At 65.4% G+C, this 24,944-nt stretch carries 23 protein-coding genes; 12 read left to right on the forward strand and 11 right to left on the reverse strand.

Annotation, left to right across the window (positions count from 1 at the left end):
- Nucleotides 1–6 precede the first annotated feature (6 nt).
- Nucleotides 7–1,371: an NAD-dependent succinate-semialdehyde dehydrogenase gene (locus tag QE373_RS12200; protein WP_309686902.1), complete on the reverse strand. Its 1,365-nt coding sequence runs from the start codon at nt 1,369–1,371 to the stop codon at nt 7–9.
- 283 nt (nt 1,372–1,654) lie between these two features.
- On the opposite strand from QE373_RS12200, the gene QE373_RS12205 reads away from it, so the two are divergent.
- Complete coding sequence (locus tag QE373_RS12205) at nt 1,655–2,011, forward strand: hypothetical protein (protein WP_309686903.1); 357 nt, start codon at nt 1,655–1,657, stop codon at nt 2,009–2,011.
- Between the two features lie 80 nt (nt 2,012–2,091).
- On the opposite strand, the gene QE373_RS12210 is transcribed toward QE373_RS12205, so the two are convergent.
- The 6 genes from QE373_RS12210 to QE373_RS12235 form a co-directional block, all read right to left on the reverse strand.
- The gene (locus QE373_RS12210) at nt 2,092–2,937 is read right to left on the reverse strand and encodes an ABC transporter permease subunit (protein ID WP_309686904.1); all 846 of its coding nucleotides are present in this window, start codon (nt 2,935–2,937) and stop codon (nt 2,092–2,094) included.
- On the reverse strand, nt 2,934–3,845 hold the full coding sequence (locus QE373_RS12215; RefSeq protein ID WP_309686907.1) for an ABC transporter permease subunit: 912 nt from the start codon (nt 3,843–3,845) through the stop codon (nt 2,934–2,936). Before QE373_RS12215 ends, QE373_RS12210 begins: the two co-directional genes overlap by 4 nt.
- On the reverse strand, nt 3,842–4,978 hold the full coding sequence (gene potA, locus QE373_RS12220) for a polyamine ABC transporter ATP-binding protein (RefSeq protein WP_309686908.1): 1,137 nt from the start codon (nt 4,976–4,978) through the stop codon (nt 3,842–3,844). The genes QE373_RS12215 and potA overlap by 4 nt, the downstream gene beginning before the upstream one ends.
- 138 nt (nt 4,979–5,116) lie before the next feature.
- Entirely contained in the window at nt 5,117–6,229 is a 1,113-nt protein-coding gene (locus QE373_RS12225) for a polyamine ABC transporter substrate-binding protein (protein ID WP_309686911.1), read from the reverse strand.
- Nucleotides 6,230–6,577: 348 nt separating this feature from the next.
- Nucleotides 6,578–7,975 (reverse strand): glutamine synthetase family protein, encoded by a 1,398-nt coding sequence (locus QE373_RS12230; protein WP_309686914.1) that lies wholly within the window; start codon nt 7,973–7,975, stop codon nt 6,578–6,580.
- The gene (locus QE373_RS12235) at nt 7,972–8,733 is read right to left on the reverse strand and encodes a gamma-glutamyl-gamma-aminobutyrate hydrolase family protein (RefSeq protein WP_309686915.1); all 762 of its coding nucleotides are present in this window, start codon (nt 8,731–8,733) and stop codon (nt 7,972–7,974) included. The genes QE373_RS12230 and QE373_RS12235 overlap by 4 nt, the downstream gene beginning before the upstream one ends.
- A gap of 103 nt (nt 8,734–8,836) precedes the next feature.
- Between QE373_RS12235 and QE373_RS12240 the strand changes: the two genes are divergently transcribed.
- From QE373_RS12240 to QE373_RS12250, 3 genes are all read left to right on the forward strand, one after another.
- Nucleotides 8,837–10,138, forward strand: a complete 1,302-nt coding sequence (locus QE373_RS12240; protein WP_309686918.1) for an FAD-binding oxidoreductase — start codon at nt 8,837–8,839, stop codon at nt 10,136–10,138.
- 68 nt (nt 10,139–10,206) lie between these two features.
- Nucleotides 10,207–11,532, forward strand: coding sequence for a diguanylate cyclase (locus QE373_RS12245; protein ID WP_123699422.1), 1,326 nt, complete (start codon nt 10,207–10,209; stop codon nt 11,530–11,532).
- A gap of 247 nt (nt 11,533–11,779) precedes the next feature.
- Complete coding sequence (locus QE373_RS12250; RefSeq protein ID WP_057507758.1) at nt 11,780–12,241, forward strand: bacteriohemerythrin; 462 nt, start codon at nt 11,780–11,782, stop codon at nt 12,239–12,241.
- Here the strand turns inward: QE373_RS12250 and QE373_RS12255 are convergent, their stop codons facing one another.
- Entirely contained in the window at nt 12,242–13,534 is a 1,293-nt protein-coding gene (locus QE373_RS12255; RefSeq protein ID WP_309686921.1) for an MFS transporter, read from the reverse strand.
- A 320-nt stretch (nt 13,535–13,854) separates the two neighbouring features.
- Between QE373_RS12255 and QE373_RS12260 the strand changes: the two genes are divergently transcribed.
- Nucleotides 13,855–14,526, forward strand: coding sequence for a hypothetical protein (locus QE373_RS12260; protein ID WP_309686923.1), 672 nt, complete (start codon nt 13,855–13,857; stop codon nt 14,524–14,526).
- A 340-nt stretch (nt 14,527–14,866) separates the two neighbouring features.
- Nucleotides 14,867–15,229: a hypothetical protein gene (locus tag QE373_RS12265; RefSeq protein ID WP_309686925.1), complete on the forward strand. Its 363-nt coding sequence runs from the start codon at nt 14,867–14,869 to the stop codon at nt 15,227–15,229.
- 183 nt (nt 15,230–15,412) lie between these two features.
- Here the strand turns inward: QE373_RS12265 and QE373_RS12270 are convergent, their stop codons facing one another.
- Entirely contained in the window at nt 15,413–15,766 is a 354-nt protein-coding gene (locus QE373_RS12270) for a hypothetical protein (protein WP_309686928.1), read from the reverse strand.
- A gap of 110 nt (nt 15,767–15,876) precedes the next feature.
- Nucleotides 15,877–16,221 (reverse strand): hypothetical protein, encoded by a 345-nt coding sequence (locus tag QE373_RS12275; protein WP_309686930.1) that lies wholly within the window; start codon nt 16,219–16,221, stop codon nt 15,877–15,879.
- Between the two features lie 290 nt (nt 16,222–16,511).
- On the opposite strand from QE373_RS12275, the gene QE373_RS12280 reads away from it, so the two are divergent.
- Nucleotides 16,512–17,528 (forward strand): IS30 family transposase, encoded by a 1,017-nt coding sequence (locus QE373_RS12280; RefSeq protein WP_309686936.1) that lies wholly within the window; start codon nt 16,512–16,514, stop codon nt 17,526–17,528.
- Here the strand turns inward: QE373_RS12280 and QE373_RS12285 are convergent.
- The gene (locus tag QE373_RS12285) at nt 17,500–17,880 is read right to left on the reverse strand and encodes a hypothetical protein (protein WP_309686938.1); all 381 of its coding nucleotides are present in this window, start codon (nt 17,878–17,880) and stop codon (nt 17,500–17,502) included. The genes QE373_RS12280 and QE373_RS12285 overlap by 29 nt on opposite strands.
- Nucleotides 17,881–19,045: 1,165 nt before the next feature.
- Between QE373_RS12285 and QE373_RS12290 the strand changes: the two genes are divergently transcribed.
- From QE373_RS12290 to QE373_RS12310, 5 genes are all read left to right on the forward strand, one after another.
- Nucleotides 19,046–20,398, forward strand: coding sequence for an aspartate aminotransferase family protein (locus tag QE373_RS12290; RefSeq protein WP_309686941.1), 1,353 nt, complete (start codon nt 19,046–19,048; stop codon nt 20,396–20,398).
- A gap of 63 nt (nt 20,399–20,461) precedes the next feature.
- Nucleotides 20,462–21,328: a plasmid replication/partition related protein gene (locus tag QE373_RS12295; protein ID WP_309686943.1), complete on the forward strand. Its 867-nt coding sequence runs from the start codon at nt 20,462–20,464 to the stop codon at nt 21,326–21,328.
- A 222-nt stretch (nt 21,329–21,550) separates the two neighbouring features.
- Nucleotides 21,551–22,840: a DUF445 family protein gene (locus QE373_RS12300; protein WP_309686945.1), complete on the forward strand. Its 1,290-nt coding sequence runs from the start codon at nt 21,551–21,553 to the stop codon at nt 22,838–22,840.
- 283 nt (nt 22,841–23,123) lie between these two features.
- Complete coding sequence (locus QE373_RS12305) at nt 23,124–24,251, forward strand: M23 family metallopeptidase (protein ID WP_309686948.1); 1,128 nt, start codon at nt 23,124–23,126, stop codon at nt 24,249–24,251.
- A gap of 52 nt (nt 24,252–24,303) precedes the next feature.
- Nucleotides 24,304–24,705, forward strand: coding sequence for a hypothetical protein (locus QE373_RS12310; protein WP_309686951.1), 402 nt, complete (start codon nt 24,304–24,306; stop codon nt 24,703–24,705).
- Nucleotides 24,706–24,944: the final 239 nt, after the last annotated feature.

Genomic DNA, 24,944 nt, shown 5'->3' on the forward strand with positions numbered 1-24,944 from the left:
TGCGGATCAGGCGACGTAGATCGTCTTGATGTTCATGAACTCATGGATGCCGTGCTCGGCCAGTTCACGGCCGAAGCCGGATTCCTTGCTGCCGCCGAACGGCAACCGCACGTCGCTCTTGACGATGGAATTGACGAAGGCCGCGCCGCACTCCATCTGCTGCGCGAACGCTTCGCCACGCGCGGCATCGGTGGTCCACACACTGCCACCCAGGCCGAAGCGGGTATCGTTGGCCACCTTCAGCGCTTCGGCCTCGTCTTTGACCCGGATCACCGCCGCCACCGGGCCGAACAGTTCTTCGTCGTAGGCCGGCATGCCCGGGCCGACCTGGTCGAGCACCGTCGCCGGATACCCGGCATGGCTGCCGGCCACCGGCTCACCACCGGCCAGCACCCGCGCGCCCTTGGCAACGCTGGCCTGGACCTGCTTGTGCAGTTCGTCGCGCAGGTCGGCACGCGCCATCGGCGCCAGCGTGCTGCGCGCGTCGGCAGGATCGCCGTATCGACGCTCGCCGGCGGCGGCAACGAAGCGTTCGGTGAAGGCATCGGCCACCGCCTCGACCACGATGAACCGCTTGGCCGCGATGCAGGTCTGTCCGCTGTTGTCGAAGCGGGACTTCACCGCCGCGTCGATCGTCTTGTCCAGGTCTGCGTCATCCAGCACGACGAAGGCATCGCTGCCGCCCAGTTCCATCACGCACTTCTTCAACTGGTCGCCCGCGTTGGCCGCGATGGAGCGCCCTGCCCGCTCGCTGCCGGTCAAGGTCACCGCTTTTACCCGACGATCGCGCAGGACGTCGGCCGCCTGGTCGTTGTCGATATGCAGCACGTCGAACACGCCGTCGGGCAGGCCACCGGCACGCACCACTTCGTTGATCAGGTCCGCGCACTGCGGCACGTTGCTGGCATGCTTGAGCAGGGCCACGTTGCCGGCCATGAAGGCCGGGGCGAGGAAGCGGAATACCTGCCAGATCGGGAAATTCCATGGCATCACCGCGAACACGCAGCCGATCGGCTCATAGCGCACGTAGCTGCGCTGTGCCTCGGTGTCGATCAACTGCGGCTTCAGGTAGTCGGCAGCATGGTCGGCGTAGTACTCGCAGGCGGCTGCACACTTTTCGACTTCGGCCAGCGCTTCGACCTTCAGCTTGCCCATTTCGCGGGTCATCGCACCCTGGATGTCGTCCTTGCGCTCACGCAGCTGGGCACCAATGGCGCGCAGCACCGCAGCGCGCTCCTGCAGCGAGGTGGCCGACCACGCCGGGAAGGCACCGGCGGCAGCCTGCAGGCGCTGTTCGATCCCGGCCTTGTCCAGCAGCTCATGGCGGTAGTCCACGCGGCCGGTGGTGGGGTTGACGATCTCGACGGTCATGGAGGGCTCCTGTAAGTCAGGCCTCCATTCTGCGCCGCCCACCGTGAGCCGGATGTTGCCGGATCGGCTGCCTTGGCGCCCGACGGTGCGACCGGATCTCGCGCCCGTCCGCCGGCCTGGGGTCAGCCGTGCGAATCATCGGTAGCCGTCAATCCCCGACCCGCTTCCCTCTTACGACGCCGGCCGCAGGCGACGAAACTTCTTCTGCGCGAGCCGTCCTGCCAGCGCCATCCGCACCCATCGAACAGGCACACCAGGAGACGTCGTGTACAGGAAGATCATCATGAGCACACTGCTGGCGCTGAGCGCCGCCACCGCGCTGGCCAGTCCCACGCCGCACACCCATCCGGACCGGCCATACCCCGGCATCGGCAGGGTCGTGGAGGTGGATTTCGGTGAGAATGTCTTCGAGCTGCGGTTCGACAAAGATGGCCGCACCATGACCTATGTCGGCATCCGCGGTCCCGAGCTGGGCGAAACCGAAACCGTGGCGTACACCGCCATCGCCACGGCACCGGACCAGTACCTGCTCTACTGGACCGAGCCGGTCCACCGGGCGACCGTGGTGCAGTCCAGGACTGGTACGGGCGCCGGGTCCATACCAACATCACCGGCGAGGGACTGGAGTTCACCCACCTGAGCGGAACACTGCGCGACAAGGGGCCGCGCTGATCGATCACCGCGGACAAGCGGCTGCTGGCGGCACGCCAGCGCCGGTCATCAGCCATTGTCCTGGCGCGCCAGCAGGAGGTCGCGCTGGCGCCGTTTCTCACCGCGCGCGGTCACATACCAGCCGATCACCGCCGCCACCGCCACCGCCGAAACCATCAGCGTGGCCAGCGCGTTGATCTTCGGACTGATGCCCATGCGGACCGAGGCGAACACCTTCATCGGCAAGGTGGTGGAACTGGGACCGGCCACGAAGCTGGCGATCACCACGTCGTCCAGCGACAGGGTGAAGGCCAGCAGCCAGCCGGCCAGCAGTGCCGGGGCAATGATCGGCAGGGTGATCTTCAGGAACACGGTCAACCGGCTGGCGCCGAGGTCCATCGCCGCCTCTTCCAGCGAGATGTCCTGTTCCTGCAGCCGCGATGACAGCACCACCGTCACGAAGGACAGGGTGAAGGTCACATGGGCGATCCAGATCGTGGCCGCGCCGCGCGCCGGGAAGCCGGGAATGCCGCCCATCGACACCAGCAGGGTCATCAGCGAAAAGCCCAGGATCACGTCCGGCATCACCAGCGGCGCGGTGATCAGCGCACTGAACGCGGACTTGCCGCGGAAGTGCCGGAAGCGGGTCATCACCATGGCCGCCATCGTGCCCAGCACGGTGGCCGCACAGGCCGTCCAGAACGCCACCTTCAGGCTCATCCACAGCGCATCCATCAGGGCGCGGTCGTTGAACAGCTCGCCATACCAGCGGGTGGAAAAACCGGCCCATACCGTGGCCAGCCGCGAGCTGTTGAAGGAGAACACCATCAACAGCAGGATCGGCAGGTACAGGAAGGCAAACCCCAGCGCCAGCGCGCCCCAGCCCATCCAGCGGTAACCGCGCATCGTGCTCATGCATGCTTTCCTTCCAGCACGCGCTGCTGCGAACGGTTGAACAGGAAGATCGGCACCAGCAGCAGCAACAGCATCACCACCGCCACCGCCGAGGCCACCGGCCAGTTGCGGTTGTTGAAGAACTCACCCCACAGCACGCGGCCGATCATCAGCGTGTCCGGGCCGCCCAGCATTTCGGGAATCACGAATTCGCCCACCGCCGGGATCATCACCAGCATGCAGCCGGCGATGATGCCGGCCCTGGACAGCGGCAGGGTGATGCGCAGGAAGGCCTGCCACGGCTTGGCGCCCAGGTCGTAGGCGGCTTCCAGCAGGCGCTGGTCATGCTTGACCAGGTTGGCATACAACGGCAGCACCATGAACGGCAGGTAGCAGTAAACGATGCCGATGTAGGCCGCGGTCGGGGTGTACAGGATCTGCAGCGGCTGGTCGATCAGGCCGATCTTCAGCAGCAGCTGGTTGAGCAGGCCGTTGCGGTCCAGGATGCCGATCCAGGCATACACGCGGATCAGGAAGGACGTCCAGGACGGCAGCACCACCAGCATCATCATGATGTTGCGCGTGGACGGCTTCATCCGCGCGATCGCGTAGGCCATCGGGTAGCCGATCAGCAGGGTCAGCACGGTGGAAATGGCGGCGATCTTGAACGAGCTGACATAGGCCAGCACGTACTGCTGGTCACGCACCAGCTGCAGGTAGTTTTCCAGGTTCAACTTCAGCGCCAGCGCGCCATCGACGTACTGCAGCAACCACGTGTACGGCGGCGAGCCCACCTGGGTGTGCGCGAAGGAGATCATCAGGATGATCACGAACGGCACCGCGAAGAACAGCAGCAGCCACAGGTACGGCACGCCGACCACCGCATCGCGCAGTCCGGGCATCCAGCGCTTGCGCACGGCCGCGCTCATGAGGTCAGCACCACGCCGTCGTTGTCGCGCCAGTGCACCCAGACCTCATCGCCCCAGGTCAGGCCATCGCTGGCCCAGCGCTGGGAATTGGCGAAGTTGGCCATTACCTTGGCCCCGCTCGGCAGGCGCACGTGGTACACCGAATGGCTGCCGAAGTAGGCGATGTCCTCGATCACGCCCTGGGCCTTGTTGGGGTGCCCTTCCGGCTCGTCCTTGCCGATAATGATCTTCTCCGGGCGCACCGCGAAGGCGACCGGCTGGCCCTCGTAGCAGGTGATGCCGTGGCCGATGTAGATCGGCGCGGGGAACGCCGGCGAGCGCACGGTGACGTACTCCGGCAGATCCTCGTCGATCACCCCTTCGAACGAATTCACCGAGCCGATGAAGCCGGCGACGAAGCGGTTGGCCGGCTGCTCGTAGACCTCATCCGGCTTGCCCACCTGCTGGATCCAGCCGGCGTCCATCACCGCGATGCGGGTGGCCATGGTCATCGCCTCTTCCTGGTCATGGGTGACCATCACGCAGGTCACCCCGGAAGTTTCGATGATGTTGACCAGCTCCAGCTGCATCTGCGAGCGCAGCTTCTTGTCCAGCGCGCCCATCGGCTCGTCCAGCAGCAGCAGCTTGGGCCCCTTGGCCAGCGAACGGGCCAGCGCCACGCGCTGCTGCTGGCCACCGGACAACTGGTGCGGCCGGCGCTTGGCCAGCTGGGTCATGTGCACCAGCTCCAGCATCTCGCCCACCCGGCGGCGGATTGCGTCACCCGCCAGCCCATCCTGCTTCAGGCCGAAGGCGATGTTCTGCTCCACGCTCATGTGCGGGAACAGCGCATACGACTGGAACATCATGTTGACCGGACGCTTGTACGGCGGCAGCGCCACCAGCGGCTGGCCGTCGAGCACGATGCTGCCCCTGGTGGGCGTTTCAAACCCGCCCAGGCAACGCAGCAGCGTGGATTTGCCGCTGCCCGAGCCACCCAGCAGGGCGAAGATCTCGCCCTTGCGCACGTCCAGGTTGACGTCGTCGACCGCGACGAAACCGTCGAATTCCTTGCGCAGGTCGCGGATGGACAGGTAGCCGGGATCGCCGTGGGTATCGATGACGGCGGCTTCCGGCAGGGCTTCAGCGGGCATGGGGGGCTCCGGGAGCGGATGGTGGACAGCGGCGCCATTCTAGCCATGCCCGTGCCGAGGCGACATGACGGCAGTTGGCGGCCTGCAGCGGGCACGTCCCCGCGTTGCGGCGGGGACGTGGGCGGCGGGCCGCAACGGTCAACGGCCGGTTTTGATTTCCGTCCACAAGCGGGTGTACAGCTTGTCGGTTTCCGGGGTGTTGATCGAATAGGTGAACATCTTCTCGGCCACGTCCGCCGGCGGGTAGATGGTCGGATCGTTACGGATCGCCTCGTCCACCAGCGGCGTCGCCTCGCTCACCGGGTTGCCGTAATGGATGAAGTTGGTGTTGGCCGCGGCGACCTTCGGTTCCAGCAGGTAATTGATGAACTGGTAGGCCGCTTCCGGGTTCTTGGCATCCTTCGGGATGGCCAGCATGTCGAACCACTGCGGCGCGCCTTCGCGCGGGATCGAATAGGCCACGTGCACGCCGTTGGCCGCTTCTTCGGCGCGGTCACGCGCCTGGATGATGTCGCCCGACCAGCCCACCACCAGGCAGGTACCGCCGTTGGCCAGCGAGCCCACGTACTGCGAAGAGTGGAAGTTCTGCACGTACGGGCGGATCGACTTCAGCAGCTCGGCGGCCTTCTGGATGTCGGCCGGGTTGTTGCTGTGCGGGTCCAGGCCCAGGTAATGCATCGCCACCGGGATCATGTCGGCCGGGGTGTCCAGCAGGGTCACGCCGCAGTCCTTCATCTTGGCGATGTTTTCCGGCTTGAACACCAGGTCCCAGCTGTTGGCGATGTCGGCGCTGCCGCCGAAGCGTTCCTTCAGCATGTCCACGTTGTAGCCGATTCCGGTGGTGCCGATCATGTACGGCACGCCGTACTTGTTGCCCGGGTCCTGGGTGGCGATGCGCTCCATCACCTTCGGGTCCAGCTTGGCCAGGTTGGGGATCTTCGCCTTGTCCAGCGGCAGGAACACGCCGGCCTGGATCTGCCGGCCGAAGAAGTTCAGCGTCGGCACCACCACGTCGTAGCCGCTGTTGCCGGCCAGCAGCTTGGTTTCCACCATCTCGTCACTGTCGAACACATCGTAGGTGACCTTGATCCCGCTCTGCTTTTCGAAGTTCGGGATGGTGTCTTCGGCGATGTAATCGCTGTAGTTGTAGACATTCAGGACCTTGCCGTCCTGCGCGGCGCCGTTGCCACCGCCGCTACAGGCGGCAAGCAGGGCGGCGGAAAGACCGAGCGTGAGGGTGCGCAGCTTCATGGGAGGGGGCTCCATAGCGGGGTGGGGGCCGATTGCGGCCTGCAGACGGGTGCCAGCCTAACGCCGGGGCGCCGGTTCATCCAGTGATGCTCGCGTGCACGTTGCGACTACCTTCCGGGGCTGGCCGGGCGATGGGGCCGGGTGGGGGACGGCAACCACTGCATCCATGCGGGCCTCGTTTCGCGCCATCCATGGCGCTCAACGCCCCCACCCAGCCCCACCGCCCGGCCCTGTGACACGTAGCCTGCGCCGACGGAAGAAAACAGAGCCGTCCTGTGGCGCTTCCCGTGCGCGCACGGAAAAAAGACAGCCAGCGCCGGGCCATGCTCGGCGGGATGGGTCCCATGTCTAGACATTCAACAGCAGGAACTCGCGTTCCCACGAACTGATGACCCGGAAGAAGGTCTCGTATTCCTTGCGCTTCACTGAAATGTAGGCCCTGCAGAAGCGTTCGCCGAGCAGCGCCTGCAGTTCGGCGCACTGCTCCAGGCCGTCCAGCGCCTCGCCCAGCGATCGCGGCAGGTCGTACCCCAGTTCCTTGGCGCTGCCGCTGACCGGCGCATCCGGGGCCAGCTGGCCGCGCAGGCCCAGCAGCCCGCAGGCCAGGGTGGCGGCCATCGCCAGGTACGGGTTGGCATCGGAGCCGGCAAAGCGACTTTCCACCCGCATGTTGTCCGGGGTGTCCATCGGCACGCGCAGGCCGCAGGTGCGGTTGTCGAAGCCCCAGTGCACGTTGCTCGGCGACACCTCGCCAAATACCAGCCGGCGGTAGGAGTTCACGTTGGGCGCGAAGAACGCCATCGCCTGCGGGGCGAACTTCTGCAGCCCGCCCAGGTAATGCCCGAACACCGGGCTGAACTCCCCTTCCCCATCGCCATCGCCGGCAAACACGTTGGCCCCATCGCTGATCCGCAGCAGGCTCTGGTGGATGTGCATGGCGCTGCCCGGCTCGTTTTCCATCGGCTTGGCCAGGAAGGTGGCGTACACCCCGTGGCGCATCGCCGCCTCGCGCATGGTGCGCTTGAACAGGAACACCTGGTCGGCCAGGTTCATCGCACCGGCGTGGGTGAAGTTGACTTCCAGCTGCGCCGCGCCGGATTCGTGGATCAGCGTGTCCACGTCCAGCTTCATCGCGTCGGCGTAGTCGTACATCAGGTCGAGGATCGGATCGAACTCGTTCACCGCATCGATGGAATAGCTCTGCCGCGCGGTCTCCGGGCGGCCAGAGCGCCCGGCAGGCGGCAGCAGCGGGAAGTCGGGATCGGTGTTCTTCTGCACCAGGAAGAACTCCAGCTCCGGTGCCACCACCGGGCGCAGGCCCAGTTCGGTGTAGGCATCCAGCACGCGGCGCAGCACGTTGCGCGGCGCCAGTTCGTGCGGCTGGCCGTTCTTGGTATAGCAGTCGTGGATGATCTGCGCGGTCGGATCGGTCGCCCACGGCACCATGCGCACGGTTTCCGGGTCCGGGCGCAGCACCATGTCCGAATCCGAAGGCGAGGTCAGTTCGTAGTAATCATCCGGGTAATCACCGGTGACGGTGGTGGCGAAGATGCCCTCCGGCAGGCGCGTGCCGTAATCGTGGGAGAACTTGTCGGCCGGGATGATCTTGCCGCGCGCGATGCCGGTGATGTCCGGCACCAGGCACTCCACTTCGGTGATGCGGCGGTCCTTCAGCCAGCGCAGCAGGCTGCTTTCCTGCGCATCTTCCTCCGTTGGCATCCTGCGCGTGCGGCTGTCGGTACTCATGCGGAATCCTGTTGAAGTCGTTGTCGCTGCCGGCAAGCTTGGCCGAATGCGTGGAACACAGCGTGATAGAAGGGATTGTGGGTGACGCGCCACTCCGGATGCCACTGCACGCCCAGCACGAAGGAATGCCTGCGGCTGCGTGCCGCCTCGACCAGGCCATCGTCGGCGTGCGCTTCGGGCAACAGCGCGTCGGCCAAGCTGTCGATGCCCTGGCCGTGAACCGAATTGACCACCGCCGAACGCGCACCGTGCCACTGCGCCAGCCAACCGCCGGCGACCAGCGCGATGCTGTGCGCCGGACCGTACTGCACCTCGACCGAGGCCGCCGGGTCTTCGCGGTGGTCGTGCCGTCCCTCCACCCTGTGTACCTGCGGGTGCAGGGTGCCGCCCAAGGCGACGTTGAGCTCCTGGAAACCACGGCAGATCGCCAGCACCGGCAGGTCGGCGGCCAAGGCATGCTGCAGCAGCGAAAACGCGGCGCCGTCGCGCGCAGGATCATGCAGGTTGCCCGGCCACGTGCGGCCGCCGGCGTAATGCTGCGGCTCGATGTTGCTCACCGCGCCGGTCAGCAGCAGCCCGTGCACGCGTGACAACCAGTCGCCCGCTGGCAGCGGAGGCTGCAGCGAGGGCAGCAGCACCGGCGTCACCGCGGCGGCCTCCACCAGCGCGCGCACGTACTTCTCCCCGGCCATCGCGAAACGGTGGTGGCCCTGCAAGCTGCTGTCGGTCGGCAATCCCACGAGGGGCGGAAGGCGCATGCGAAGGTCCTCGGCGCTGCCCACACGGTAACCCCGGCAGATGACCGCAGCAACCTTACTGCCAGTCACACCATCCGTGTGGCAACTGCGCCAGACTATGGCGATGGACCCCACGCACCCCCTGCGCGAAGACCCTGCCCTGCCGCCCAGCTGGTATGCCGCCAGTGTCGCGCCACGCGTTGCCCAGCCGCCGCTGGATGGCGATGTGCACGTGGACGTGGCGATCCTGGGCGCCGGCTACACCGGGCTTTCGGCCGCACTGGAACTGGCCCGTCGTGGCCTGCGCGTGGTGGTGCTGGACGCCTGCCGGGTCGGCTGGGGAGCGTCCGGACGCAATGGCGGCCAGGCCCTGGTCGGCTACGGCTGCGAAGTGGACGTGCTGGAAAAGCAGGTCGGCGTTGAAGACGCGCGCACCCTGTTCGACTATTCGCGCCAGGGCGTGCAACTGCTGCGCGATCGCATCGACCAGTACCGGATCGACTGCCACTGGGTATCCGGGCATGCCAACGTGCCGATCACCACGCGCCAGTCGCAGGCGCTGCAGCGCGACATGGAGCGGCTGACCACCCGTTACGACTACCCCATGCAGTGGTGGGACCGTGCCACCCTGCGCGCGCAGCTGGACAGCCCGCGTTACCAGGGCGCGATGTTCGACCCGCTGAGCGGCCACCTGCATCCGCTGGCCTACGCGCAGGGCCTGGCCGATGCGGCGATCGCCGCCGGCGCGGTGATCCACGAGCACACGCCGGTGCTGGAACTGCAGCGCACGCCGCACCCTGCCCTGCGCACCGCCACCGGCACCGTGCACGCCGCCCACGTACTGCTGGCCGGCAATGCTTGGCTGGAAGGCATCGCCCCGGAACTGGAGCGCCACGTGATGCCGGTCGGCACCTACGTGGGCGCCACCCCGGTGCTGGGGGAGGCGCGCGCGCGGGCGCTGATCCGCAACGACATGGCCGTGTCCGATACCGGGCTGGTGCTGGACTACTTCCGGCTCAGCCACGACCACCGCGTGCTGTTCGGCGGCGGCGCCAGCTATTCCTCGCGCCCGCCGGCCGGCCTGGACAGCGTGATGCAGCGGCGCCTGTGGCAGGTGTTCCCGCAGCTGCAGGGCGTGCCGCTGGAATACCTGTGGGGCGGTTACGTGGACATCACCCCCAGCCGCGCGCCGCACTGGGGCCGGCTGACCCCGGACATCTACTTCGCGCAGGGGTTCTCCGGCCATGGGGTCGCCGCGGCCAACCTGGCCGGCCAGGTCATCGCCGAAGCCATCGCCGGCCAGGCCGCACGGCTGGACGTATTCGAGCGCCTGCCGCACCGGCCCTTCCCCGGCGGACGCCTGCTGCGCACGCCGTTGCTGGTCGCCACGATGGCATTTGTAAAGCTGCGCAATCTAATTTGGTGACGCAGTTCAAGTTTTCAGAGGAGCGGCCGATAGCCTTGAAGACCCAGCCCGTTCCGAGCGCACGCCTCATGCCCGCCTTGCTGCAGGGCGCTTTCGTAAGCGACCCCGGTGTTGACCCCCTGCCCCAGCGCATCCTGCTGGTGGAAAATTCGCGAACCTTCACCACCCTGGTGCGCGAAGCCATCGAACAGCGCCTGGAACTGAAGGTGACGGTGGCTTCGACCCTGGCCGAAGCCGGCCGCCTGCTGGAGCAGGAACAGGGCTGGTTCCTGGTGCTGACCGGGCTGGTGCTGGCCGATGGTGACCGCGAAGCAGTGGTGGACTACTTCGTGTCCCGCGGCCTGCCGACGGTAGTGGTGAGCGGGGTGTATGACGAAGACGTGCGCCGGCGCGTGCTGGAACAGAAAGTCATCGATTACGTGCTGAAGAACACCCCCGGCAGCGTGGATTACCTGGTGTGGCTGGTGCAGCGGCTGGACCGCAACCGCCGCATCGCCGCGCTGGTGGTGGATGACTCCCCGTCCGCGCGTGCCTATGCAGCAGCCCTGCTGCGCATGTACGGCCACCCGGTGTACGAAGCGGCCGACGGCGAAAAGGGACTGGCGGCGATCGAGGCGCACCCGTCCATCCGGCTGGCCGTGGTGGACCAGGAAATGCCCGGCATGCAGGGCGTGGAGTTCACCCGCCGGCTGCGCATGCAGCGTTCGCGCGACAAGGTGGCGGTGATCGGCTTGTCCGGCAATACCGATGCCTCGCTGATCCCGCGCTTCCTGAAGAACGGCGCCAACGACTTCCTGCGCAAGCCCTTTTCGCGCGAAGAATTCTTCTGCCGCGTCTCGCAGAACGTGGACCAGCTGGAGCTGATCGGCACCCTGCAGGACCTGGCCACCCGCGATTTCCTGACCGGCCTGCCCAACCGCCGCTGCTTCCTGGAACAGAGCCAGCGCCAGCTGCATGGCGTGCAGCAGCAGGACGACTGGATCACCGTGGCGATGGTGGACATCGACCACTTCAAGCACATCAACGATACCTTCGGCCACGATGGCGGCGACGACGCGCTGCGCGCCTGCGCCGATACCGTGGCCGCACATGCGCGCAGCGGCGACCTGGTCGCTCGTTTCGGGGGCGAAGAGTTCTGCCTGATGGTGCCGGGGCTGGCACCGGATGAGGCAGCGGACTACTTCGAAACCCTGCGCCAGAGCGTGGCCCAGCTGCAGGTGCCGATCGGCGACAGCGTGCTGCGCATGACCGTCAGCATCGGCCTGTGCTGCATCCGCCCCAACCACGACAGCCTGCATGAGCTGATCACCGAAGCCGACCGCCAGCTTTACCTGGCCAAGGCCGGCGGCCGCAACCGCGTCTGCGGCGCCGCACTGGCCGCCACCGCCGCCTGAGGCAGGCCTTCGACACCGACCGGTATGCCTGAAACATTCCGCGGTAGCGCCGAGCCATGCTCGGCGGCCTTTCGGCGCACACCGCGCTGCCTGAAACATTCCGCCGAGCATGGCTCGGCGCTACCGGTCCCGCGGATGGTGGGTGACGACCGTTGGTCGTCACGTGCTTACCCGCTTTGATCCAGATCAGTGTCGCAATCGGCACGCCCGCCCAGACTCGCTCCCATCGCATACAGGGAGCACGCAGATGGCCTTGCTTGTCTGGCAGGACGATCTCAACATCGGCATCGATGTCATCGACAACCAGCACAGGCGGATCGTGGAGATGCTCAACCATCTGCACGTCGCCCAGCAGGGCCTGCAGCGGCTGGCCGTGGCCGAGGTGATCGACGAACTGGTGGACTACACCATGTCCCACTTCGCCTTCGAAGAAGAGCTGATGGAAGAAGCCGGCTACCCGTTCTGCGCCGCGCACAAGCGCGTGCACGAAATCTTCGGCAAGCGCGTGTCCGACTACCGCCTGCGTTTCCAGGCCGGCGAGGACGTGACCGACGAACTGCGCACCATGCTCTCGCGCTGGCTGTTCAACCATATCCGCGGCGATGACCAAGCCTACGCCGAAACGGTCAAGCAGCACCTCAACCAGTTCACCCGCGAACACCAGGGCGGCAGTTGGCTGGGACGCACGCTGAAGCGCTTCTTCGGCTGATCAGCGCACCCGCCGCTGCAACGCCAGCAGCGCGCAGATGGTCACCAGCGCGGCGATGCACAGGTAATAGCCGACCGCCACCAGACCGAAACGTTCGGCCAGCCATGTCGCCAGGTACGGGGCCGGCGCCGCGCCGAGGATGCCGGCCAGGTTGAACGACAACGACGCGCCGGTGTAGCGCACTTCCACCGGGTAGATCTCTGCCAGGAAGGTGCCGCACGGGCCGTAGGTGAGGCCCATCAGGAACAGTCCCAGCGACAGGAACGCCAGCACCATCCACGGGCTGCCGGCCTGGAACATCGGCGCCAGCAGCACGCCGAACACCACGATCAGGCCACTGGCAATGATCATCGTGCGGCGCGTGCCCCAGCGATCGCCGTAGCGCGCCGAAATGGGAATACCGGCGGCGAAGAACAGGATGCCGACCATCTGCAGCAGCAGGAACTGCTCACGGCTGTAGCCCAACACCGCCGTGCCATGGCCGAGCGCGAACACGGTCATCAGGTAGAACAGCACGAAGGTGGCGAAGGCGCCCAGCGTGCCCAGCAGCATCGACATGGCGTGGTCGCGCAGCACCGTCAGCATCGGCAGCTTGACCCGCGCGTGCGCATCGAGCGCCTTCTGGAAGGCCGGCGTCTCATGGATGTTCAGGCGCACCCACAGGCCGAGGCCGACCAGCAGCGCACTGGCCACGAACGGAATGCGCCAGCCCCACTGCAGGAAGTCATCGGCGCTGAGCAGGCGGCCAAGGATCAGGAAGATACCGGCCGACAGCAGGAAGCCCAGCGGCGCGCCCAGCTGCGGGAACATGCCGTACCAGGCACGCTTGCCCGGCGGTGCGTTTTCCGTGGCCAGCAGCACGGCACCGCCCCATTCCCCGCCCAGCCCCAGCCCCTGCCCGAAACGGCACAGCGCCAGCAGTGCCGGCGCCCACAGGCCGATCTGCGCATGCGTGGGCAGCAGGCCGATCAACACCGTGGACAAGCCCATCGTCAGCAGCGCCGCCACCAGCGTGGCCTTGCGCCCGATGCGGTCGCCGAAGTGCCCGAACACCGCCGATCCCACCGGCCGCGCGATGAACGCCACCGCGAAGGTCGCCAATGACTGCAGCATGGCCGCCTTGTCACTGCTTTCCGGGAAGAACAGATGCGGGAACACCAACACCGCCGCGGTGGCGTAGATGTAGAAGTCGAAGAACTCGATGGTGGTGCCGATCAGGCTGGCCAGCAGCACGCGCTGCGGCGAATTGGCCGGCGTGGGCGGGATCGAGGCGGGTGCAGCAGTGGACGACATGGGCAGGATCAACAAACAGAGAGCGTTCCGGATTCTGCCACGCCCCTCCCGACGGGGGGCAGATTGGTTTCAGCCGACACCGCCGCGCCATCCCCCTGCGCGCGCGCCCTCCTGCCCGGCCTTGGTAGCGCGCAGCCACGCCCGGCTCTGGTAGCGTCGAAGGCAGCGGCAGGAGCCGCTGTCAACGTCGCTTGCGACGGCCCGTAGGGTGCCGGTCAGGACGACCGGCATAGCCATGCTCGGCGAGCGAAGCGGCAGCCCCTGAACCACCCAACGAAACTTTTCGTCCCTCCCCCTACTCTCACTCCCCAGGTAACCGCATGGATGCACTGCCGATGTCGACCCTGGCCCTACCCCGCCCATTACTCCCCACGGCAGCCGCCCCGCACGTCATCGCCTGGGCGCTGGTCATCGCCGTGCATGTCTTGATCGGCTGGTGGCTGCTGACCACCACCCGCGCCACCCTGGCGCGTAGCGATGGCCATCGCACCAGCGTGCGCTGGTTGCCGCCGCCACCGCCCGCAGCTCCGTCCATCGCGCTACCGAAGAGCCCTGAGGTTGCGCCGGCGCAACGCAGCCGCCGCGTGGTCAGCCCGCTGCAGCCGCTGGTTACCGCACCGGATGCAACCGTGGTGGTGGACATCGCCGACCCGGTCGCAAACGCGCCACTGGACCTTCGCCTGCGCGGCGATGCGGTCAGCGGCGGCGACGGCATCGACGCCACCACCCTCGCCCCGAAACTGATCGGACGCCGCGCCGTGCATGCAGCCTTCCAGGACCGCCCGCGCTACTTCCGCATGCGTCCGCAGATGAGCCCGCAACAGATCATCGCCGGGGTGGCGCAGTTCCTCGGACTGTGGCCGCCCGGCTATACCGATGACCCCTGCGGGCTGGGCAAGCAGGACCTGCAGTACTTCCAGGATGCGGTGGACGAGCGGGATCGTCAGGCACTGCGGGATGCGATACATCAGGTGAGCGCGAACTGCCGGTGAGATGGGCTGCATGACGTGGTGACCCTGGTTTGCAGCTTTGCCCATGTACGTAGCCGGGTCGCGTTGCGCACGATGGCGATGCTGGCGACGTAGAAGCGCCAGCCGGGATTGGCATCCTGATCCGTTTACTCCTTGTACTTCGTTGCTGCCCTCACGGGCCCGGCGGAGAATGCACTGACTCGTCGGTCACACGGCGGGCTGTGCGTGGGGATTTTGATCCGCCGGTTTTTGGGAGTATTCGGCCGGTATGCCAACCCGCACCGCCCGCCACCCTGCGCCCTGACGCAGGGGGCCCATCCGGCTACGAGGTTGCCCCATGTCCGATCACACCCTAAGCGGTATGCGCCTGTACTCCCTGCTGGGCGATGCCATGAATGATCTGCCGCCGCACTTCATCGACAAGCTGGAACGGATCCTGCGCGCCAATGGCGTGCCGCATCCGGTGTCCCAGGACACGCCCCGCCTGCGGCTGGTGCCGCCGCTTGCCGACCCTCCGCCGGCCGCCGCCACAGCACAGGTCAACCAGCAGCCTGACACCGGCAGTTCCCCCGTCTACAGCAGGCAGCAGTGCGTGATCGTCATCCTGGACATCCTGCATGCGGTGCATGTCAGCCACACCAGCGGAAACGACGTGGTGGTGATGAACGAGGAGCTGGTTGAAGGGCTGATCATCGCGGCGCGCGAGCTGACCCGGGAAGGCTGAAAGCGCGATTCCTCGGCGTCGACGACTCGCCTTCCACGTCACGGTCTTGCCGTGCTGTAAAACGGACCACAATGTGGAGCTAAGGGGCCTAGTGCGTAGTGCTCCTTCCAAATGAACAGCTAATTGAAGAGCGAAACTGGCAGCACATGGGCACGGGCTGAAGCAGGTCATCGCGCCTCAGAGTCATTCAGTCGCGAGCAACGACGCGTCGTACCACACGTCCTCGTAGCCATCCGCGCCAATCAGGAACCGCCATCCCGGTGGCAGTGCCAGGTAACGCGCGAACACCATGGCACTTGATAGGGCATGGTTCACACGCAGCGGCTCAAAGAAATCAGGATCTTCAGAATAATCACCGGACCACACGTACCAGCCGGACGCATCGCCGCGTGGCAGATGCCGCAATCCGTGGATGGGCAAGACCCCGCACGCCGCGCTCGGGGTCAGGCCCAGCTTGGACTCTGCTTCGGGCATATCGATTTCCGCGCCGTATCGCTTGCATACGTCCGACTGCTGCACCACGTCTGGATCCTGCATGCCGACACGCTCCATTCGATTCACGTCCACCGGGTCCGAGTCATCCACGCAAAACGGTCGCGATGGCATGATGCATTTTGCAGGCCAAGAATTCTCATCGCTCGGCCGGTTCAAAAAAACCTGGCAGAGCAGGCATCAGGAGCAAGCGGCGCGCCTTCTTCCCACCGGATGACCTCAAGTTCGTAAAGTCTATTGTTTTCATCTGCGTATAGCACGGCAGTCAGTTCCGCTCCATCTGCATCCGATAGGCGAATCTCAACCGGATAGCTGTGCTGGCCCTTGTAAGGCGGTCGCTCATATCCTGCGATAGCGAACACAACCCTTGCACCTGGCACAGCATCATTGGCTACAACAGCGTATTCCAGGTCGGTCATAAGCACTGAGGCTTCAAGAGGAGGAAGCCTGCTCGCGACGCCCTCGATCAACCGCCTTTCGAGATCGGTGATCTTTCGCATTATTCCTGCTGCTCCACGGGCGCGAAATCCATGAGACAAACACCGCGCTGCAGAAAAACTCTTGGCACGGTGCGAAATCTTCAAAAATACGGACAGGAAAATCTATTCAACCTGATGAAACGTAACACTAACCTCTGAGCTATCACTATCGCTCAACAGTATGACGTTGAATTTTAACAGCGGAAACTGGGACGCGAGCTTCGCGGCCCATGCGTTTCGCAGAATTGCGCCGACGCACTCCTTAGACTCAATTTCCAAGTGCAACACCCACTAACCAGTAGGGTGTCAGCATGTCCAGGCATTACAACCATTTGAGCGCCGAAGAGCGCGCCGTTGTCCAGATCGAGATCCAGGATGGCAAGAGCATGCGATCCATCGCCAGGCGCTTGGGGCGCAGCCCTTCGACCCTGAGCCGGGAGGTGGCGCGCCAGATCGCTGGGGCGTACAGCGCCAGCGAGGCTGGCAAAGACTATTGTGCCCGCCGATTACGCTCTGTTCGGCACCGGCGGCTGACCGAGGGCAGCGAGTTGTCTCAGTTCGTTCGTGATCACTTGGTGCTGTATCGCTGGTCGCCCCAGCAGATTGCTGCCAAGCTTCGTGACATGCACCCGGACGATTCCAGCCAGCGCGTCAGCCACGAGACTATCTACGCCAGCATCTATGCCCATCCGCGCGGAGGGCTGAAGAAAGAGCTGGTGGAAGCGCTTCGGCAGAGCAAGCCGACGCGAGGTCTACGCCGCACGACGGCAGCCAAGCGGACATGGGTTCCTGAGCAGCTGCGTATCGTGCATCGCCCGGAAGAAGTGCAGAAGCGACTGGTTCCGGGCCACTGGGAAGGCGACTTGATCAAGGGTGCTTTCAACCGCTCCTGCGTAGGGACGCTGGTCGAACGTAAGACACGCTTTGTGATCCTCTGCAAGATGGATGGCTGCACAGCTGAAGCGGCACTGGAGGGTTTCAGTCGGCAACTGAAAAAGCTGCCTGAATCCATGCGCACCAGTTTGACCTACGACCGAGGCACGGAGCTGACGTGTTATCCAGAGCTGATGGATCGCCTGGATATCGACGTGTGGTTTGCTGACCCACACGCGCCGTGGCAGCGCGGCAGCAACGAGAACACCAATAGATTGCTTCGGCAGTTCCTGCCCAAGGGCATTGATCTGTCGAGCGCGAGCCAGGAGTACCTCAATCACGTTGCGATGCTCATGAACACACGCCCGCGTCAGACGCTTGGCTGGAAAACGCCCGCCGAAGTGATGGACAAAGAGATCGCCGAATTCAGATCACGTGTTGCGCTTGCTTCTTGAGACCGCACTCGTTGAGGGAGACCTCAATCCCCGGGAGGAGCCCATCAATATTCAAGTGATTGCACCAATACTCGACTTCCTTCCCGGTAACGCCCTGCGAAACAAGCTCGCGCACCCGGTCACGTCGCGACTGCAGGGCGACGAAACCGTCCACCTCGACGAATGAAGGCCATACCAAAAGAATTACCGACATCAGTGCATCAGCCGTCAGTGCGCCCCGCAGAACCTGCGCATGAATGTAATCCGAAAAGTCAAATGAAGACCCATTTGCAGCTACCCACTCTCGAAAGTCGGGCATATCTTCAACGGGATCATAATCCACCCTCATATCATTTGCCTTTAGGAGTTTCATCTGTGCGTGCTGATCTAACTTCCGGCTTGCCAGGATAACTCTGTCCATTCGGGGCAACATTCAACTTATTCTCGTTAACATTCGGCCTAGGCACCTGTCCATGGTCCTTTCCTGAACCTCTGTACTGCTTGAACGTACCGTCACCGTTATGCGTGGTGTATTGCCCGTAAGCGCCCTCTCTCTCCATTCGGCTATGGGGGTTACTTCCGCCCTGGCGTCAGGCCTGGAGGAGCGTTCCGCTGCTGACAAGCCTCATTTGCCTGCCAATTCAAGCAGCGATTGGTCGAACCACACGTCCTGATAGCCATCCTCCCCAAGCAGGAACCTCCAGCCTGGCGCCAGAGCCAAATATCATCTCACCCGATTCAGCGTGGCCCACGTGCAATGGCTCGAAGAATGCCGGGTCATCTGAAGAATCGCCGGACCATATGTACCATCCCGATGTTCCTCGACCAGGAGCATGTCTAAGTCCATGTATAGGAAAGACGGCCCTCAAGGCGGCTCTCGAGATTCCCAGCTTAGAACCGGCGAGAGGCGCTCTGAACTCGGCTCCATTCCCTCTGCATACGGACATCTGCCGCACCAACAAAGAGTTACTGTGATGGGCCATCCTCTATTCCTCCTTGAACTGCTTGTTCATTTCACGTGAGTAGCGCGACATCTCGGCGCCTTCCTTGGCGGAGCATGCGGGACACTCTGGTTGAACGGAGCGAACATCATGCCTCTTCTGTTGATCGATGGCTCCGGTCTGATGGCACTCCTTAACAAGCGCTTCCTTGTGCCCGCCACTTGACGTGGAGTCTCCTCTCCGCACTGTACACATGGCTTCCCCGGACCGCCTCTGTCTGAGCTTTGACAGTCGCATTGGCTGGCCGCGAACAAGGCCCATCGGCCTTGCGGACTGAAGTCTTATCTGCAGACTTCGCCGTGGTTCACAACGCGGCAGCCAAGTAGCCGCCAACGGCAGGGGTCGCTGCCGCAAGCGCGCTAGTGATGGCCACGGCGGGTGCGTGCATCCACTCGAATTGATCGCCACGCCTCCGGATCGTAGTACCCCTGCTGCATATAGCTCTGCCCCGTAGCCGCATCACGCACGTGTCGACACGCCAGCGCGGCATATCCCTACGCTACAGTCAGATATACCGCCGCCGTTCCGGAGCCCGCCATGCCCTCCCCGACCCCGCCGCTCAGCGTCCTGGCAACCACGCAGCCAGACACCCTCGACGCCTTCTGGATGCCCTTCACCGCCAATGCGCAGTTCAAGGGCGCGCCGCGCCTGCTGGTGCGCGCGCAGGGCATGTACTACGAGGATGTGGAAGGCCGGCAGATCCTCGATGGCACCGCCGGGTTGTGGTGCTGCAATGCCGGTCATGGCCGCAAGAAGATCGTGCAGGCCATCGCCGAACAGGCGGGCACGCTGGATTTCGCGCCCACCTTCCAGATGGGCTCGCCGCTGCCGTTCGTGCTGGCGCAGCGCCTGGCCGCGCTGGCCCCGGCCGGACTGAACCATGTGTTCTTCACCAACTCCGGTTCGGAAGCAGTCGATACCGCGATGAAGATCGTGCTGGCGCACCATCGCGCCCGCGGCGAAGGCCAGCGCACCCGGTTCATCGGGCGCGAGAAGGCCTACCACGGCGTCGGCTTCGGCGGCATGGCGATCGGCGGCCTGCCCAACAACCGGCGCCAGTTCGGCCTGCAGTTGGGTGGCAGCGCGCACCTTCCGCACACGCTGGACCTGCAGCGCAACGCCTTCAGCCAGGGCCTGCCGCGGCACGGGGCGGAGCTGGCCGATGCGCTGGAGCGGCTGATCGCGCTGCACGATGCATCCACCATCGCGGCGGTGTTCGTGGAACCCATCGCCGGCTCGGCCGGGGTCATCCTGCGGGCGCCGGGCTACCTGCAGCGCCTGCGCGAAATCTGCGACCACCACGGCATCGTGCTGGTGTTCGATGAGGTCATCACCGGCTTCGGCCGCGTCGGCATGCCCTTCGCCGCGCAGCGTTTCGGCGTCACCCCGGACCTGATCACCTTCGCCAAGGGCGCCAGCAACGGGGCGGTGCCGCTGGGCGGGGTGCTGGTCGGCGACGCCATCCATTCCAGCCTGCAGCAGGGGCCGACGCAGACGATCGACCTGTTCCACGGCTATACCTATTCGGGCCACCCGCTGGCCTGCGCGGCCGCACTGGCCACCTTGGACGTGTACGCCGAAGAGCGCCTGTTCGAGCGCGCCATCGAACTTGGCGAGCACTGGCAGCGCGCCCTGCACGGGCTGCAGGGGTTGCCCAACGTGGTGGACATCCGCAACTTCGGGCTGGTCGGCGCGGTGGAACTGGCCCCGCGCCGCGATGCCCCGGGCAGCCGCGGTTACGAGGTATTCCGGCGCTGCTTCCACGACGGCAACCTGCTGGTGCGGCAGACCGGCGACACCATCGCGTTGTCGCCACCACTGATCGTGGAACCGGCGCAGATCGACCAGATCGCCGACGTTCTCGGCGCGATGATCCGCGCCACTGCCTGAGCCGGGATGCGCCAGCCCGAGCCGGTACAATGGGCGGTTCCGCTCCACGACCGCCCGTTGCCCATGAACATCGTCGTCAAAGAAGAACTCAAGGCCTACATCGACCCGCTCACCGCAGACGAATACGAGGCGCTGGAGCGCAGCATCCTGGCCGAAGGCTGCCGCGACGCGCTGGTGCTGTGGGGTGACGTGCTGGTGGACGGACACAACCGTCATGGCATCTGCCAGAAGCACGACCTGCCGTTCAACACGGTACAGAACACGCGCTTCCAGAGCATGGACGATGTCCACCTGTGGATGATCGAACAGCACCTGGGACGGCGCAGCGTGTCGGACTTCCAGCGTGGCGAACTGGCGCTGCGCAAGCGCGAGATCCTGGCCCAGCGCAAGCGCATCGAGCAGGAAAAGCTGCAGCGCGAAAGCGACGGCACCGCCGAAGGCCAGGAAGACGACCAGGACAGCCCGCCGTGGGATCCGGCACCGAGCTTCAGCCGCGCCGAACTGGCCCGCGAAGCCAAGCTGAGCAGCAACCAGATCAGCATGATCGAACGCATCCGTGCGCAGGCTGCGCCGGAAGTGGTGGAAGCGGTGAAGAACGGCCAGCTGTCGATCAGCGCGGCGGCGGCGGTGGCATCGCTGCCGGAAGACGAGCAGCGCGCGGCCGCCACCGGTGGCAAGGAAGAACTGAAGCAGGCCGCCAAGCGCGCCCGCGAGGCCAGCCGCAAGCCGCGTGCCGCCAAGCCGGACGTGGCGGTACAGGCGGAAGAGGTCAGCGAGGACGAGCAGGCACTGCGCGATGCCGAAGTAATGCACGCGCTGGAACAGCTGGGCGAAGGCGCCCCGGCGCTGCGTGCCCGCATCGTCAGCCTGACCCGCGAAAACGATGCGCTGCGCCAGCAGCTGGCGGCGCTGCGCGCGCAGCTGGCCTGATCACGGCGTGGTGCCGAGCTGGGTGGCAGGGACAGGCTGCCCCGCTGCGCTCGCCGAGCATGGCTCGGCGCTACCACACTGCGTGGTGCCGAGCTGGGTGGCAGGACAGGCTGCCGCTGCGCTCGCCGAGCGTGGCTCTGCGCTACCCCTGCATGTTCAGCGGCAATCGGCTCGATGTTCACCGTCAACGGGGCTCAACACCGGCCCCGGTAGACTGCCCGCATGACCACGACTCCCGTTGATCCGCGCCGCGCCCAGCTGCGGCGCCTGAAAGCCATCGCGTTCGGCATGCTGCTGGTGATGCTGGCCGGTTTCGCGGTCAGCCACTGGCAGGGCGAGCGCGGTATCTGGGCCTGGGTTGCCGCCTTCTGCGAAGCCGCCGCGGTGGGCGCGATGGCCGACTGGTTCGCGGTGGTGGCGCTGTTCCGCCGGCCGATGGGCCTGCCCATCCCGCATACGGCGATCATCCCGCGCAGCAAGGAGCGCATCGGCGACAGCCTGGCGGTCTTCGTGCGCGACCAGTTCCTGGCGCCGGACATGCTGCTGGCGCGGCTTAAAGTGTTCGATCCGGCTGCCCGCCTGGGCAGTTGGCTGTCCGCACCCGAGCAGGTGCGCATGCTGGCCGACATGGCACGTGGCTGGGCATTGCAGGCACTGGATTTCTTCGACGAAGCCGCCGTGCGCCGCCAGTTGCACGGCTTCGTGGTGCAGCAGCTGCGGCAGTGGAACGCGGCCTCCACCGCCGGTGAACTGCTGGCCCTGCTGACCGCCGATGGCCGCCACCAGCGCGTGCTGGACGAAGGCCTGCAGCGGCTGGCGCGCTGGCTGGAACAGCCGGAGGTCAAGGAACGCGCCTCGCAGCTGATCGTGCGCTACATCCAGCGCGAGTGGCCGACCCTGTCCAGCACGGTGAACTGGATCAAGCCGATCGATGAGATCGGCGACAGCCTGGCCGAGCGCCTGGCTGGTGCGGTTCTGGAAGAAATGCAGCAGGTGCTGGCCGAGCCGACGCACCCGCTGCGGCAGGACTACGAACAGTGGCTGGGCAGCTACGTGCAGCGTCTGCGCGAGGACCCGGCGCTGGCCACCCGTATCGAACAGCTGAAACAGGAAATGATCGACCACCCTGCCCTGCAGGAGTACGTGCAGGGACTATGGTCGCGCATCCACGCCAGCCTGCGCGCCGACCTGCAGAGCGAAGATTCCGCCCTGGCCGGGTACCTGGAGCGCAGCATGGCCGCGCTCGGCCGCAGCCTGTCTTCGGACCCGGCCCTGCGCGATGCGCTCAACCAGCACCTGCTGGAGGGCGCGCAGCGGCTGACCTCGCGCCTGCGCGATGGTGTCACCGCGCATATCGCACAGACGGTGAAGGGGTGGGACGAACGCCATCTGGTGGAACAACTGGAACTGAGCGTCGGCCGCGACCTGCAGTTCATCCGCTTCAACGGCACGCTGGTCGGCGGGCTGATCGGGTTGCTGCTGCATGCAGCCACGACACTGCTGGCCGGGTGAGCGCGCGCGTAGTCGCAAGGCCCATTGATGGCGCAGCGCTGGATGTCCACTCCGATGGATATTTTCGACGCAGGTAACTCTGTGATTGCCGACAAACCCGGCTGCATCGCACGTACCTAGCATTGGCCTTGCCCGCCCGCCAACAGCGGCAGCAGCGAGCCAGTCCTTGCCTCTCGACAGGATCCCCTTTTGCAGGGGTCCAGGGATGGGTGCGGCCTGAAATCCCCATGCCGCTCAGATCCACTCTGGAATCCGAACCATGCCCCTTCCTGCGCGCCGACTGATGAAACCGCTACTCCTTGCTGCTCTCTGCGCAGCATCGACCCTGTCCACGGCACACGCCGACGCACCATCCCTGAAAAGCGAGGACCTGGTGTACCAGTACGACGAAATGTTTGATTTCGATATTGCCACGTGGCTGGCCGGGCATGCCCCACAGCTCAGCCCGCATGCCGAAACACTTTCGCACTGGGCAGGCTACAGCGGCATCAGTCCGCGCGTCCTGCTCGCCCTGATGGAACTGCAGACAGGCGTGGTCGGCAATCAGGATGCTCCGCCTGCACGCCTGGACCGGCCGTTCGGTACGCTGGTCGCCACCACCGGCTTCGGGCCGCAGCTGCGGGAAGTGGCCGAGTCCCTGCGTGATGCGATGTACGACGCCAATGACACCAGCACCAAGGGGCCAGTGGCGCTGTCCGGCGACAATCCGCTGCGTACCCTGTACGCGTTGTCAGGCATGGACGACACGCGTGCTGTCGCGCTGGCCGGCGCCGGGTTCAACGACGTCTATCGCCGGCTGTTCGGCAGCACCCGGCAGGTGGCGCTGCGCTCGCGCACGGCGCTGCCGCAGCCTCGCGCAGTTACCCCTCCCACCAATCTGCTGCAGTTTCCCTATCCGCTCAATGCGCGGTGGCACGTAGGCGGGGCGCACACCCATTCCGGCAGCGGCCGCTTCCCGATGTCGTCGCTGGACATGTCCGTCGGCGGAGGATGGGGCAGCAACCAGAACAACAACTGGGTAACGTCCTCTGCAGCGGGCAGGTTCAAGCGCCATTCGTCGTGCATGGCCGAGGTCGTGCATGAAGGCGGGTGGTCCACGACCTATTACCACCTGATGAACATCCGTCAGCCCACCGGCGCCACGGTGGCCGCCAATGAACCCATTGCCAATCCGGCCAATACGCGGGGCCAGGCGTTGTGCGATGGCGGCTCCTCGACCGGGCCGCATGAGCATTGGTCGCTGAAATCCAATGGCAGCCAGCACCATCTGAACGGCGTCACGCTGTCCAGTTATCTGATCACCGCGACAGGTTTCAGTTACGACACCAATTGCCAGCGATTCAACCTGAGCCGCAAGGGGCAGCGCTACTGTGCCGGGTTCTACACAAACATAGGTGTTGACGCTCCCTGAATAGGGTATTCTCCCGCGCATCGCGCGCCAAGGCGGTGCGCCGGGGGGATCCATGACCAGGATGTTGATGACGCTGGCGCTGTGTGCGCTGGCAACGCAGGCGCACGCGCAACGCGTGTACAAGTGCAGCGATGGCCAGCAGGTGGCCTACCAGTCGGTGCCCTGCCCGAAGGAACAGGACACCGGGGTGAGCCGCCCAGTGGTGCGTGATCCCAGGCTGACCACTGCCGACCGGATCCGCGTGGCGCAGGAATCGTCGCAGGCACGCCGTTGGGTGCGCGAGGGCGCCGGCTACGATCAGCCCGACGTGCGCGGCACGGTGATCGACAACGTGGTCGATCCGCAATCCTGCGAAGACGCACGACTGCGCAAGGAAATGGCCGAAGTGTTCACCGGCCGCAGCGCGCCGGCCCGCATCGACCAGGAAATCCACCGCGCCTGCGCGGTGCGCTGAAAGCCCGTGCGGTCACGCGTGTGACCGTACTGAAAACGCTTGCTTAACTAAATGCGAATACTTATCATTTAGTCACTTCGTACGCCCAGCCAGTCAGTCGCGGACCCGTTCCGCCGTTGCCGCCCCGTGTACCAGCTAACGTTCGCCGCCTCATCCGGTGCGGTGACGATGGGAGCGGGCGCTGCATCCTGGCGCTGGGCCTGCGCGCCTGCGCGGCCACTTCCATCGCCGGCTTTCTT

Origin of the sequence: Stenotrophomonas sp. SORGH_AS_0321, assembly GCF_031453215.1 — a bacterium.
GTDB classification, from domain to species: Bacteria; Pseudomonadota; Gammaproteobacteria; order Xanthomonadales; family Xanthomonadaceae; genus Stenotrophomonas; species Stenotrophomonas chelatiphaga.

Coding starts and splice junctions, on each gene's coding strand:
- QE373_RS12200 (WP_309686902.1), bottom strand. CDS start 1,371: ATGACCGTCGAGATCGTCAACCCCACCACCGGCCGCGTGGACTACCGC.
- QE373_RS12205 (WP_309686903.1), top strand. CDS start 1,655: ATGAGCACACTGCTGGCGCTGAGCGCCGCCACCGCGCTGGCCAGTCCC.
- QE373_RS12210 (WP_309686904.1), bottom strand. CDS start 2,937: ATGAGCACGATGCGCGGTTACCGCTGGATGGGCTGGGGCGCGCTGGCG.
- QE373_RS12215 (WP_309686907.1), bottom strand. CDS start 3,845: ATGAGCGCGGCCGTGCGCAAGCGCTGGATGCCCGGACTGCGCGATGCG.
- potA (WP_309686908.1), bottom strand. CDS start 4,978: ATGCCCGCTGAAGCCCTGCCGGAAGCCGCCGTCATCGATACCCACGGC.
- QE373_RS12225 (WP_309686911.1), bottom strand. CDS start 6,229: ATGAAGCTGCGCACCCTCACGCTCGGTCTTTCCGCCGCCCTGCTTGCC.
- QE373_RS12230 (WP_309686914.1), bottom strand. CDS start 7,975: ATGAGTACCGACAGCCGCACGCGCAGGATGCCAACGGAGGAAGATGCG.
- QE373_RS12235 (WP_309686915.1), bottom strand. CDS start 8,733: ATGCGCCTTCCGCCCCTCGTGGGATTGCCGACCGACAGCAGCTTGCAG.
- QE373_RS12240 (WP_309686918.1), top strand. CDS start 8,837: ATGGACCCCACGCACCCCCTGCGCGAAGACCCTGCCCTGCCGCCCAGC.
- QE373_RS12245 (WP_123699422.1), top strand. CDS start 10,207: ATGCCCGCCTTGCTGCAGGGCGCTTTCGTAAGCGACCCCGGTGTTGAC.
- QE373_RS12250 (WP_057507758.1), top strand. CDS start 11,780: ATGGCCTTGCTTGTCTGGCAGGACGATCTCAACATCGGCATCGATGTC.
- QE373_RS12255 (WP_309686921.1), bottom strand. CDS start 13,534: ATGTCGTCCACTGCTGCACCCGCCTCGATCCCGCCCACGCCGGCCAAT.
- QE373_RS12260 (WP_309686923.1), top strand. CDS start 13,855: ATGGATGCACTGCCGATGTCGACCCTGGCCCTACCCCGCCCATTACTC.
- QE373_RS12265 (WP_309686925.1), top strand. CDS start 14,867: ATGCGCCTGTACTCCCTGCTGGGCGATGCCATGAATGATCTGCCGCCG.
- QE373_RS12270 (WP_309686928.1), bottom strand. CDS start 15,766: ATGCAGGATCCAGACGTGGTGCAGCAGTCGGACGTATGCAAGCGATAC.
- QE373_RS12275 (WP_309686930.1), bottom strand. CDS start 16,221: ATGCGAAAGATCACCGATCTCGAAAGGCGGTTGATCGAGGGCGTCGCG.
- QE373_RS12280 (WP_309686936.1), top strand. CDS start 16,512: ATGTCCAGGCATTACAACCATTTGAGCGCCGAAGAGCGCGCCGTTGTC.
- QE373_RS12285 (WP_309686938.1), bottom strand. CDS start 17,880: ATGAAACTCCTAAAGGCAAATGATATGAGGGTGGATTATGATCCCGTT.
- QE373_RS12290 (WP_309686941.1), top strand. CDS start 19,046: ATGCCCTCCCCGACCCCGCCGCTCAGCGTCCTGGCAACCACGCAGCCA.
- QE373_RS12295 (WP_309686943.1), top strand. CDS start 20,462: ATGAACATCGTCGTCAAAGAAGAACTCAAGGCCTACATCGACCCGCTC.
- QE373_RS12300 (WP_309686945.1), top strand. CDS start 21,551: ATGACCACGACTCCCGTTGATCCGCGCCGCGCCCAGCTGCGGCGCCTG.
- QE373_RS12305 (WP_309686948.1), top strand. CDS start 23,124: ATGAAACCGCTACTCCTTGCTGCTCTCTGCGCAGCATCGACCCTGTCC.
- QE373_RS12310 (WP_309686951.1), top strand. CDS start 24,304: ATGACCAGGATGTTGATGACGCTGGCGCTGTGTGCGCTGGCAACGCAG.